10 protein-coding genes are annotated in these 11881 nt (G+C 36.5%); 5 read left to right on the forward strand and 5 right to left on the reverse strand.

What is annotated here, in order from left to right; genetic code table 11:
• The first annotated feature begins 128 nt into the window (after positions 1-128).
• Entirely contained in the window at positions 129-1970 is a 1842-nt protein-coding gene (gene rho, locus CHRYMOREF3P_RS15340) for a transcription termination factor Rho (RefSeq protein ID WP_077413459.1), read from the forward strand.
• Between the two features lie 197 nt (positions 1971-2167).
• Positions 2168-2764: a superoxide dismutase gene (locus CHRYMOREF3P_RS15345; RefSeq protein WP_047380285.1), complete on the forward strand. Its 597-nt coding sequence runs from the start codon at positions 2168-2170 to the stop codon at positions 2762-2764.
• A 71-nt stretch (positions 2765-2835) separates the two neighbouring features.
• Here the strand turns inward: CHRYMOREF3P_RS15345 and CHRYMOREF3P_RS15350 are convergent, their stop codons facing one another.
• Both CHRYMOREF3P_RS15350 and CHRYMOREF3P_RS15355 read right to left on the reverse strand, forming a co-directional pair.
• Complete coding sequence (locus tag CHRYMOREF3P_RS15350) at positions 2836-3255, reverse strand: DUF6146 family protein (RefSeq protein WP_077413460.1); 420 nt, start codon at positions 3253-3255, stop codon at positions 2836-2838.
• Positions 3256-3306: 51 nt separating this feature from the next.
• Positions 3307-4497, reverse strand: a complete 1191-nt coding sequence (locus tag CHRYMOREF3P_RS15355) for an endonuclease (protein WP_077413461.1) — start codon at positions 4495-4497, stop codon at positions 3307-3309.
• A gap of 251 nt (positions 4498-4748) precedes the next feature.
• Here CHRYMOREF3P_RS15355 and CHRYMOREF3P_RS15360 point away from each other — a divergent pair, with 251 nt between their 5' ends.
• The 3 genes from CHRYMOREF3P_RS15360 (at position 4749) to CHRYMOREF3P_RS15370 (ending at position 9724) form a co-directional block, all read left to right on the forward strand.
• Entirely contained in the window at positions 4749-7625 is a 2877-nt protein-coding gene (locus CHRYMOREF3P_RS15360; RefSeq protein ID WP_180564975.1) for a carboxypeptidase-like regulatory domain-containing protein, read from the forward strand.
• A gap of 26 nt (positions 7626-7651) precedes the next feature.
• Positions 7652-9076 (forward strand): DUF5689 domain-containing protein, encoded by a 1425-nt coding sequence (locus CHRYMOREF3P_RS15365; protein WP_180564976.1) that lies wholly within the window; start codon positions 7652-7654, stop codon positions 9074-9076.
• 141 nt (positions 9077-9217) lie between these two features.
• A complete protein-coding gene (locus tag CHRYMOREF3P_RS15370; RefSeq protein ID WP_180564977.1) occupies positions 9218-9724 on the forward strand; it encodes a hypothetical protein in 507 nt (168 codons plus the stop codon).
• A 42-nt stretch (positions 9725-9766) separates the two neighbouring features.
• On the opposite strand, the gene CHRYMOREF3P_RS15375 is transcribed toward CHRYMOREF3P_RS15370, so the two are convergent.
• From CHRYMOREF3P_RS15375 to CHRYMOREF3P_RS15385, 3 genes are all read right to left on the reverse strand, one after another.
• Entirely contained in the window at positions 9767-10318 is a 552-nt protein-coding gene (locus CHRYMOREF3P_RS15375; protein WP_047380290.1) for an inclusion body family protein, read from the reverse strand.
• Positions 10319-10597: 279 nt separating this feature from the next.
• On the reverse strand, positions 10598-11068 hold the full coding sequence (locus tag CHRYMOREF3P_RS15380; protein ID WP_228408605.1) for a DUF6702 family protein: 471 nt from the start codon (positions 11066-11068) through the stop codon (positions 10598-10600).
• 58 nt (positions 11069-11126) lie between these two features.
• A complete protein-coding gene (locus CHRYMOREF3P_RS15385) occupies positions 11127-11879 on the reverse strand; it encodes a TIGR00730 family Rossman fold protein (protein WP_077413465.1) in 753 nt (250 codons plus the stop codon).
• Between the last annotated feature and the right edge of the window lie 2 nt (positions 11880-11881).

The raw sequence follows: 11881 nt of genomic DNA on the forward strand, positions 1-11881 counted from the left end.
TGGCAAAAATAACATAAATTTTGCACAATTCAAAAATAAGTGTAGATTTGCATTATACAATGTACTTGAAAACCAAAGTCACCGGACTTACTTTTCTTACTCACAATTAATTACATTTTTACATAAATATGTTTAACATAGAAACGTTAAGGTCAAAATCCGTAACGGAACTGACTAAAATCTTAAAAGATTTGGGCGTTAAAGTTGCAAGAACCAGCAATGAAAATGACAAGATCTTTGCTATTCTTGACTTTCAGGCTTCTAACCCTAAAGTTGCAAAAGATTATTTCAACGCCACAGAAACCACCAGTGTAACTACTGAAGAGGCCCCAGCAGATAAACCTGTTAAAGCCCCGGCAAGAAAAGCTGTTCCGAAGAAACCAGCAGCCAAGCCAAAAACAAATACAAACACAAATACAAAAGCTCCGGCAGAAGAACCTAAAGCAGAAGAAAAAGTAGAAGAAAAGGTACCCGCTTCTGAAGAAGTAAAACCGGAAGAACCCACAGCTGAAGTAGCTGCAATAACAGAGGAATCTGCAGCAAGCGCCCAGGCTAAAAAGAAAAGAAAAAGAGTTTCTACCAATGCAGGTAATGCAGAAGTATCTCAGGAAAAAACAGAAGCTCCAAAAAACACAGAATCTCAAGAGCCAGCTCAGGCTGAAGAAAAGCCTAACAATCCTCAACAACAGGCTAACAGACCTCAAAAAGGACACAACCATCCACAGAATAGTGGAAACCAACATAAAAATCAAAACCAGAACCAACAACACCAGCAGCATCAAAACCAAAATCAGAATCAAAACAGACATTCTGAAAAGGCAGAGGAGCAGCACGACCATAAAAAAGAATTCAATTTCGATGGATTGGTAAGCATTGAAGGTGTTTTGGAAATTTTACCGGATAACTACGGATTTTTACGTTCATCAGACTTCAGCTATATCTCTTCTCCAGATGATGTGTATGTATCTACAGCACAGATCAGAAATTATGGTTTAAAAACCGGAGATACCGTTAAAGGAATTGTAAGACTTCCAAAAGAAGGTGAAAAATATTTTTCATTATTAAAACCTACAGAAGTTAACGGACGTGACCTTGCATTCATCAAGGACCGTGTTGCTTTTGAATATCTTACTCCGCTTTTCCCGGAAGAAAAATTCAATTTAGCAGGAAGCGGATCTACCATTTCTACCAGAATTGTAGATTTATTTGCACCTATTGGAAAAGGTCAGAGAGCAATGATCGTTGCACAGCCTAAAACAGGTAAGACGATGTTGCTTAAAGATATTGCTAATTCTATTGCAGCCAACCACCCGGAAGTATACATGATGGTTCTTTTGATTGATGAGCGTCCGGAAGAGGTTACTGATATGGAAAGAAGTGTAAATGCAGAAGTTATTGCCTCTACATTTGACGAAGCAGCTGAAAAACATGTGAAAGTAGCTAACCTTGTTCTTGCGAAAGCACAGAGAATGGTTGAGTGTGGACACGATGTAGTAATCTTACTGGATTCTATTACAAGATTGGCAAGAGCATACAACACAGTTACTCCTGCATCAGGTAAGGTTCTTTCCGGTGGGGTAGACGCCAATGCACTTCACAAGCCGAAAAGATTCTTTGGAGCAGCAAGAAAAATCGAAGGAGGAGGATCTCTGACGATCATTGCAACCGCATTGATTGATACAGGATCTAAAATGGATGAAGTAATCTTTGAAGAATTCAAAGGTACTGGTAACATGGAGCTTCAGCTAGACAGAAAAATTGCTAACAGAAGAATTTATCCTGCTATTGACTTAATTTCTTCCAGTACCCGTAGAGATGATCTTCTTCTTGATGAAGTGACTTCTCAGAGAATGTGGATCTTCAGAAAATATCTTTCTGAAATGAATCCTGTAGAAGCTATGGAATTTGTAAATAAGAACATCAAAGGAACTCTCAACAATGAAGAATTCCTGATGTCTATGAATAAATAAATTTAATTTAATATTGTTAAATGAAAAGCACGGATCATTTGGTTCGTGCTTTTTGTTGGTTGTAAATAAAAAAAATTAAAACTTAATTCATTCTAAATCAATGTATCAATGTTAAAGATTTATTAAAGTAATCTTCAATCCTTGATAATACCTTAAATATTGGCTAATTTTGGAATATAACATTAAAAATAAAGATTATGTCATTTGAATTACCAAAACTAGGATATGCATATGATGCATTAGAGCCAACTATTGATGCAAGAACTATGGAAATCCACCATACAAAACACCACCAGGCATATATTGACAATTTAAATAAAGCAATTGAAGGAACTGAACTAGCAGGAAAAACTATTGAAGAAATCTGCCAGACAGGAACTGACAAACCAGCAGTAAGAAATAATGGAGGAGGACACTTCAACCACTCTTTATTCTGGGAAATTTTAACGCCAGGAGGAAGCAAAGAGCCTGTAGGAAATGTAAAAGCTGCTATCGAAAACTACGGAGGTCTTGAAAAATTCAAAACTGATTTTTCTGATGCTGCTAAAACAAGATTTGGTTCGGGATGGGCTTGGTTAGTAAAAAATGCTGACGGTTCTGTATCTGTTTCTTCTACACCAAACCAGGACAACCCATTAATGCCTGTAGCAGACGTTAAAGGAACTCCGGTTTTAGGATTAGATGTTTGGGAGCACGCTTATTATTTAAACTACCAAAACAGAAGACCTGACTATGTTTCTGCATTCTTTGAAGTAGTAAACTGGGATAAAGTAGAAGAATTATTCAATAAATAATTTTCAACTATTATAAAAATGAAAAGGTTCAGAATTGTTCTGAACCTTTTTTATTGAGTAGTATTTAAAATTTATCTTATGGCATCGCTTCCGGACAATCCATTCAATCTTAGCTTATACTTCCAGTTTACATACACAAAGACCTGATATAACTTATATTCAAACTTGATCCCGTACTTTTCCTGCGGATCATAATCTATTCCGGATTCTATGATATTTCTGTATCTCCCGGAATTATAATAACTGTTCCATTCGTTCACCAGAAATGTATTTTTTGTCTTCAGATATGATTCTGTATACTGGCTGATGGGCTTGGCAACAGCGTTCAAAAAATAATCAAATTGCGTATCAATAACCGTGAGATCCCATTCTCCGTCTTCGTTTTTAGAAGGCTTCATTTCATGTTGTTCTTTATCTTTCTTTGGTGTTTCCTGAGAAAAACAGCTGTAAGGTATCAATGCGATCAATACCAATAAAATAATATTTTTCATGATGAAGGTATTTATATAAAAAAAGCACTCCAATAAGAGTGCCTAACTTTTTTATGGTTCTTTCTGGAGAACTACAAATGCCGGGAAATGATCACTGTAACCTCCTGTGAACTGGTCTCCATTCCAGGATCTGAAAGGATAGCCTTTATAATTTCCTTCTTTATTAACTAAATAAGACGGTGCGAAAATTTCTGTTTTGTACACAGAATATTCTTTAGTTACCTGATCTGAAATTACATTTTTAGAAACAATAATCTGGTCAAACAGGTTCGGTGCATCCTGATAGGCGAGAGATGCCACTCCTTTCTTATATAAAGGATACATCAGATTAAGGTATGGTGTTTCTTCACTTAAATCTTTAGGTGCTGCCTGAGCTTTCAGGTGGTTTTTTAAACTCGGGCTTACAGGATCGTCATTAAAGTCACCCATTGCAAAAAGCTTCGTTGTTGGGTCTGCAGCTCTTATACTGTCCATCTGCTGCTTCAATAAAGCGGCTGCAGCATTTCTTTTAGGTAAAGAAATCGCTTCACCTCCTCTTCTTGAAGGCCAGTGGTTCATAAAGAATGCCACTTTTTCATTATCTAAAAACCCTGTTACAACAAGAATATCTCTTGTATATTCTCTTCTTCCGTTGTCACCGTATATTTTCAGTTCTTTTTTTAATGAATTGGTAGGAGTGAATCTTCTTTTCTGATAAATCAATGCAACATCAATTCCTCTGTAGTCATAAGAGTTGTAATGAATAATCCCGTAATCATATTTCTTTAAAGCGGGTTCGTTGATCAGATCCTGGATGACCTGTCTGTTTTCAACCTCAATTAATCCCACTACTGCAGGAGCTGTTTTGGTATACTGTGCTCCCATTTCAGAAATTACTTTGGCTTCATTGGCCAATTTTGCTTTATAAATCTTAGTCCCGTAGTTTTTTGCACTTTTTGGGGTAAACTCTTCAGAACCACCTTGTTCTCTTACTACCTTTTTACCAATTAAAGCACCGTCACTCCATGGTCCGTCATATTTTTCAGCTTCCAGAAGTTTGATAGAATCCATAGGAATACTTCTGTGAAAAGCAGGATTTTTAATGTCCTTGGTTCCATCAATATAATCCGCTGAACGGATAGTGTCCCACAGGTTTTCTACATTTAAAAAACCTACAGTAGCTACTTTTCTCAGTTTTCCTTGTTGCTGCGAAAATGCCATGACCGAAATAATGATGGCAAACAGACTCGAAAATCTCTTCATCTTCTTTGAGTTATTATTAATACTATTTAATTTACAAATTTACTTTTTTTAATTCACTACGTTTTAAATATTTGTAAATTTAAAAGCAATTATCTCAGAATCATTTATATAATGATTCTTAAAAGCTTGCAGTATTAAGGAAAAATATTGTTAAAAAAGTTGTGAATTACAAAATTTGATTAAATTTGTGCCCCCAACTTTTAAACTGTTGAAAATTAACAAGAAAAGTATTTAAAAAAATAAATATACTCATGATTAAAAAACTATCATTGATCTCTTTATTTACTTTGCTGCCTGCGTCATATTATTATGCGCAGACAACAGTGTTTGCGTATCTTAAGGATGCGGAAGGAAAGCCTGTTGAGCAAGCAAGTGTAGATTTAAAAGGAGCAGGAAATGATGCAAAGGCAGACAAGATCGGTTATTTCCAATTTACTGACTTGATGCCGGGACATTATCAAATTATGGTTACAAAGCCGAATTTTGAAACTAAAATTTTTGAATTTGACGTAACTAATAATGAGAAGAGAAAAGATCTTGGAGTAATTACTCTTTATTCTGCATTGAATGGTGCAGATCAGGGTTTAGCTATTGTGGAGGATTCAGGAGAAAGTGATGGTGGCGGCGCACAGCAAACCGCAACTGTAGGATTATTACAGTCTTCTCAGGATGTCTTCAATAGAATTGCAAGTTTCGATTTAGGACCATACTGGTTCCGTCCAAGAGGAATTGATAGCAGAACAGGTGAGAATATGATCAACGGGATTTCTATGGCCGCTGCAGATAATGGAGATGTAGACTTCAGTACCTGGGGAGGATTGAACGAAATCACCCGTTACCCGGAAATTGCAGCTAATCATGCCCCTTCCGAATATGCTTTCGGAGGAACTACCGGAGTATTTTATAAGAATACCAAAGCCAGCGAGTACAGAAAAGGAAGTCAGCTGACGTACTCTCTGACCAACAGAAACTATACCAACAGATTATCTTACAGATTCTCTTCCGGAATGAATAAGAACGGATGGGCATTTACTGGAATGATCGCAAGAAGATGGGCACAGGAAGGGATTCAGGATGGTACTGCTTATGATGCATACAGTGGATATATTGGTATTGAGAAGAAATTCAGTGACAGTCATACCATGACTTTAAATGCTATAGGTTCCAAATATGAGAGAAGCTCTTCAAGTCCAAATACTCAGGAAGTTTATGATTTCAGAGGAGTTCATTACAATTCTTACTGGGGATGGCAGAATGGAGATAAAAGGAATGAGAGAGTGAAAAGAGGTTTCCAGCCAATGATCCAGTTACAGGATTTCTGGAAAATCAATAAAAACTCTCAGTTATGGACCTCTGTTTCCTATCAGTTCGGTAAAGAATATAGTTCAAGATTGGACTGGTATAGAGCCAATAACCCGTCTCCAACTTATTACCGTAATTTACCAAGCTATTGGTTAAACTATACAAATCCGTCTCCGGAACAGGCTGCTAACATTGGAATTACAAGAGACTGGTGGACTAATGATGATCAGTCGCACACACAGATCAATTGGGATAATCTTTATAATGCCAATAGAAACGTACAATACAATGCGTTACTTGGAGGAAGAAGAGCGGCTTATTACCTTGTAGATGATGTAAAAGATGATAAAGTATGGAATGTATCTACACATTATACCTATAACTTCACCGATACTTCCCGTTTTATCTTAAACTTATCTTATCAGAATTACAGATCTGAACAGTACAGAGAAGTGAATGACCTTTTAGGTGCTGATTTTGCCCTGAATATGGACCCATTTGCGTCCAATACGACTGCTGGAAGTGTTTGGGGGAAATTTAATACAAGAGAAAGCGATACTGATGTTGCCAAAAGAGAAGGTGATAAAATCGGATACAGCTATATTTTCAGAAGACAGGAATTTAAAATAAACCCTGCATTCAAATTCTCAACAGGAAAATTTGATGTTTTTATTTCCGGACTATTCGGTTATACAACGAACAGCAGAGAAGGTTTATTCCAACATTATCTGTATGAGTCTTCTTATGGAAAAGGAGCAGACCAAAACTTCTGGAATGCAGGGGTTAAAGGTCAGGTTACCTATAAAATCAACGGTAGAAACTTTTTGGTTTATAACGGAGCTTACTTTTCACAGTCTCCTTTCTTAAATGATATTTATTTTAATACAAGAGTAAGTGGTGTTACAACTCCGGGGATCAAGAATGTTGTTGTTGATGCAAACGATTTGAGCTATGTAATTTCTACTCCGATTGTTAAACTTAGATTGACCGGTTACCTTGTTAATACTCAAAACGAAACAAGTGTGCAAAGATATTTCGCACAGGGAGTTAAACTCACAAACCTTACTGAGAGCGGAGATCAGGCTCCTGTACAGGATGGTGCTTTCATTACACAGGTATTGGCAGGTGCTAACAAAAGAAATATGGGTATTGAGCTTGGAGCACAGGTGAAAGTTACTCCTACTTTGACAGCCAGCGGATTATTAAGTGTAGGACAATATACTTATACTAATAATCCTACCGTTTATTTTGCATCTGATGCGGTTGGAACATTCAGAGAACTTGACGGAAACGGAAATATTGTATCAAGATCTTATACCAATATGGGAGAGGCTACCCTTAAAAACTACAGACAAGGAGGAACGCCTCAGGAGGCATACACTTTAGGTCTTCGTTACAGCAGCCCTAAGTATTGGTGGATAGGAGCTACATGGAACTATTTCGGACATTCATTCCTGGATCCGTCTCCGGTAACCAGAACAGAAAGATTCTATACAAATCCTAACACACCTGGAGTACCTTATGATAACGTAACAGAGGAAGAGCTTGCAAGAATTCTTACTCCAACAAAATTACCTTCAGCGTTCTTCTTCAATGTGAATGCAGGTAAATCATGGATGATTGGTAAGTATTATGTGTTAGTGTCTGCATCTGTAAATAACATCCTTAATAACAGAAACTTTATTACAGGTGGATTTGAGCAGACGAGAAACGTTAACTATACTGACTATGCTAATGATTATGACAGCGGAAACATGGTATTCGCTCCTAAATATTGGTATAACCAGGGTAGATCTTATTTTGTTAACCTTCAATTCAGATTCTAAAAAATTAAAATTAAAAATCGAAAACAATGAAAAATATATATTTTAAAGCGGCGATCTTTACGGCCATTTCAATGCTGGCAATCTCGTCTTGTGTAAAAACTGATGATTATGATGTGCCGGAAATCAAATGTAGTAACAAATTTGCAGCAGCTAATCATCAGTTATCTGAGATTATAACCATAGCAAAAGCAAAACCCGTTGAAGCTGATATCATTAAAGAAGATTTTATCGTAGAAGCTTACGTTTCTTCAAGTGATGAATCCGGAAATCTTTACAAAATGATGTTCCTTCAGGATAAGCCTGAAAACCCAACTCAAGGTATTGAGATTGATATCGACGGTAGCAATCAGTATCTTGATTTCCCAGTTGGGGCTTTAGTAAGAATCAACCTGAAAGGATTGATCGTTCAGGGGGTTAATGGAAACATTAAAGTAGGTTCTTATGATCCTAACTATCCTATCGGTAGAATCAACCCAAATAAAGTTTCTAATTACATGGCAAGAGTTTGCGACGGACAGAAGCCTGTAGTAGCTGCAATGAAACCATTAGAGTTCAACTTTATCTCAGATGCTCTGAAAAATGGTGCGCACGTTAATCAGCTTGTAAAAATAAAAAACGTTCAGTTTGAAGAGCCTGAATTGACAAAGAACTTTGCCGACGAATCAGCTACAGGTGATCGTTATATTACGGATAAAAAAGCAGGCAGATTAGATCTTCGTTTCAGTAACTTTTCAACTTTTGGGAAATCTCCGATCTCTCCTAAATATGAAAAAAGTGGTGATATCGTTCTTATTTTAAGCCGTTTTACAAGCTCAAGTAACGCGACGGTTTTCACAGATCAGGCTTATATAAGGGATCTTAATGATATTAACTTCCCGAACGCCAGATTTACCCCAGGTGAACCGGAACTTCCATCCGCTAATGCAGTAAATCTTTTCCCAAGCTCTGATTTTGAAAACTGGGCATCTTTCCTATCAAGTTTAAATAGCTTTGGGCTTATGCCTTATGCGTCTCAAGGTATTGGTTTGGGGTATAACGGTACAAATTCCCTTCAGATTAAAGGTACACCTGCCAATAATGATTATGTATTTACAGCGAATGCTGCGTCAGGAATTCCTGCGGCTCCAAAGAGAATTACAATGTATATTAAAGGGACTGCATCCGGAAAATCACTTTCTTTCAATGTATATAGAGCAACACCGCTTCTTCCTAATACATCTGCTTTCTATACATTCAATTTAGGAACATTCTCTACAGGGGCTACTTTAAGTCCGGAAAGCACGAATTCATATACAGGATCTATCAATACGAACGGACAATGGAGACTGGTGGAGCTTACTCTTACAGGTCTTACTGATCTTAATATTACTTCTGGAAAAACTATGTTTGCACTCAAAACCGGAAAAGATGGAGTATATGATCTTCAGATTGACAACATCAAAATTGAGTAATACATTAGAATAAAATATATTTCTAATGCACTTATAAAACTCGGGCAGCTCTTACGAGCTGCCCGAGTTTTATTTTAATATTTTTTTCAAATCAAAAAAGCAGAGAATTTTATATTTTTAAACTAGGAAATTATATTTAAGATGGAATACTTCATTTATGCTTTGAATCATACTTACACTGATGAATCTCATACAGATACCAAATTTCTGGGCTTTTCAAATAGCCTTGAAGATTTAGAGAAGCTAAAAGCAAAAGCCGTTCTTATGTCTGGATTCAGAGATTATCCGGATTGTTTTGTTGCAGATTGTTATATTATGGATAAAATACATTGGAATAATGGCTTTGAGAAGGTAATTGGTGAAATAGGACGTGATTATATAGAAAAAGGTGATGAGATAGATGAGAACTGTATTTCAGTCAAAGAATTAGGTTTAAGCACTGTTTTCAGTGTCAGTCATTCCTATACAATCCATACTTTTTTAGATGATGAAAGATATATCGGGGTATTTTCAACCTTAGAAAAGGTAGAGAAAGCTATTGAAGAACTCAAAAATAAACCAGGTTTTAAAGATCATCAAGATGATTTTATTATCTGTGAACTGGATCTTGCAACACTTTTATGGAGTAGCGGATTTGGCAGCGTTTAAAAAACAGAAACCACCGCATCGCAGTGGTTTTATTATTTTCGTTTACTTAACCGTAATTGTTGGATCCCAGTAAAAGTAACCGTACAGAATCTGTTTGTTACTGTCATTCGGATCTAAAATGTAAAGCCCAAACTGTACATAGAAGTTCTCTTTTCCAGTAGATCTTACTTTGGAGTCAATACTAGCAAAGCTGATATCTGCAGAGGTGGCAGGAAGGCCGTTTAAAGAATTTACATCTGGTACAGCGGCTTGCTTTCTTCTCACAGAATTGTATACGAAATTATTAAAAACCTGATCACCTGACCAGTATTTAATATTATAAATAATAACTGCGTCATCCGAATTCTGATAGATCGAAGTTCCTCTGAAAGAAACTGTATCTCCGGCTCTTGCACTGAAATTGAGGTCGGCAGAACCTTGCCCTGAGATGGCATTGGCATTTGAAACAATCATATGCTGGCTGTTATGGTCAATTCCTACAGGTTTATTTGGATCCGTACTGGGGCTTTTATAATTTGCTCGTACATAATCCGTGTCAATTACGATCAGGACATCTATTGCCTGACTCGATGATTTAAGTGTTACGTCGTCCATGATATTTGGTTTTAGTTTGGTGTTTCTTACTCATTTGGCTTTTCAGATTCTGCCCCGTTATTAAAGTGATTCCGGCTTCACGTTGTTGTGGTTGTAATTACTATACAAATGTACATTGCTGAAATTGAATATATTATGGTACAAATGCTGAAATTAGCGATTAGGTATTTGTACGTAATTAATCTCTTTTTAGTGACTTGTTTGGATTTAAACAAAAAATACCCTGAAAAGTTTTACTTTCCAGGGTACCCATTTTATAATGGTTAAATCTAATTCACGTTAAAAAGAAACCTCATTCACCTCTTTTCCTCTTTGGAAGTTCATTGTTTTCTGGCTGCCCTTATAGGCAATATTCACCAGATTGATCTGCTTAGGAAAAGCGCTTAAAAGGATCGTATTTTTAATCTTTAAGGTATTGATATCTGAAACACCTCCGGTTTCAAAATATACCCATACAGTTTCTCCACTGACCTGACTTCCTGTGAAGGTTATCGTTTTAGGAGCCCCATTGACAAATACATCAAAATTATTGTTCACATATTTTTTTACTTCTGCTTCAAATCCGGCCGTGTTAGGGTTGATCTTTATTGCATCAGAGATGTGGCTTGTATTCATTTTTGTGGTAAACTTCAATGTCTTGCTTCCATCAACATAATCCACTTTGGTCATTGAAGAGAAAAAGTCTACATACATAAAACTCATTAACACAAAAAATGTTAAAATTCCTGATATATATAAAAGTTTTTTCATCTTAATTAATAGATTTACAATCATACTTGTTCGTTATAAGTCACAAATAATATGCCAATTAAAAATTTACATTCACAGAATATTTATCATAGAAGGCTTTAATATGTGCTACAGCCTCGTCAGCGGTATCTACCACACGATAAAGATCCAAATCATCTTCAGCAATCATTCCTTCTTTCAATAAGGTTGCTTTGAACCAATCTAATAATCCTCCCCAGAACTCGCTTCCCACCAGAACAATTGGAAATTTTCCTATTTTGTTGGTTTGAATAAGAGTCATTGCTTCAGTAAGCTCATCCAATGTCCCGAAACCGCCTGGCATTACTACAAACCCCTGAGAATATTTTACAAACATTACTTTTCTCACGAAAAAGTAATCAAAATTCATAGAATAGGATTTATTGATGTAAGGATTAAAATGCTGTTCAAAAGGAAGATCAATATTCAATCCGATAGATTTTCCTTTGGCGTTGAAAGCTCCTTTGTTTCCAGCTTCCATAACACCCGGACCGCCTCCGGTGATGATTCCGAAGCCTATTTTGGTAATCTTTTCCGCAATATCGACAGCCATTTCATAGTATTTGTTCTCCGGTTTCAGTCGGGCAGAACCAAATATAGAAACACATGGACCAATCTTGGCCAGTTTCTCATAACCGTCTACAAATTCAGCCATGACCTTGAAGACCATCCAGCTGTCTTTAGCGATTGTTTCGTCCCAGGTTTTTTGTCTGAAACTGTTATGTAGTTTTGTTTCGTTAACGTCAAGTTCCGGATTTATTAAACTTTCATCCCTAATTCCATCAATTTCCATTG

The organism is Chryseobacterium sp. JV274 (assembly GCF_903969135.1).
Classification (GTDB): Bacteria; Bacteroidota; Bacteroidia; order Flavobacteriales; family Weeksellaceae; genus Chryseobacterium.

Coding starts and splice junctions, on each gene's coding strand:
- CHRYMOREF3P_RS15360 (WP_180564975.1), top strand. CDS start 4,749: ATGATTAAAAAACTATCATTGATCTCTTTATTTACTTTGCTGCCTGCG.
- CHRYMOREF3P_RS15365 (WP_180564976.1), top strand. CDS start 7,652: ATGAAAAATATATATTTTAAAGCGGCGATCTTTACGGCCATTTCAATG.
- CHRYMOREF3P_RS15375 (WP_047380290.1), bottom strand. CDS start 10,318: ATGGACGACGTAACACTTAAATCATCGAGTCAGGCAATAGATGTCCTG.
- CHRYMOREF3P_RS15370 (WP_180564977.1), top strand. CDS start 9,218: ATGGAATACTTCATTTATGCTTTGAATCATACTTACACTGATGAATCT.
- CHRYMOREF3P_RS15380 (WP_228408605.1), bottom strand. CDS start 11,068: ATGAAAAAACTTTTATATATATCAGGAATTTTAACATTTTTTGTGTTA.
- CHRYMOREF3P_RS15350 (WP_077413460.1), bottom strand. CDS start 3,255: ATGAAAAATATTATTTTATTGGTATTGATCGCATTGATACCTTACAGC.
- CHRYMOREF3P_RS15385 (WP_077413465.1), bottom strand. CDS start 11,879: ATGGAAATTGATGGAATTAGGGATGAAAGTTTAATAAATCCGGAACTT.
- rho (WP_077413459.1), top strand. CDS start 129: ATGTTTAACATAGAAACGTTAAGGTCAAAATCCGTAACGGAACTGACT.
- CHRYMOREF3P_RS15355 (WP_077413461.1), bottom strand. CDS start 4,497: ATGAAGAGATTTTCGAGTCTGTTTGCCATCATTATTTCGGTCATGGCA.
- CHRYMOREF3P_RS15345 (WP_047380285.1), top strand. CDS start 2,168: ATGTCATTTGAATTACCAAAACTAGGATATGCATATGATGCATTAGAG.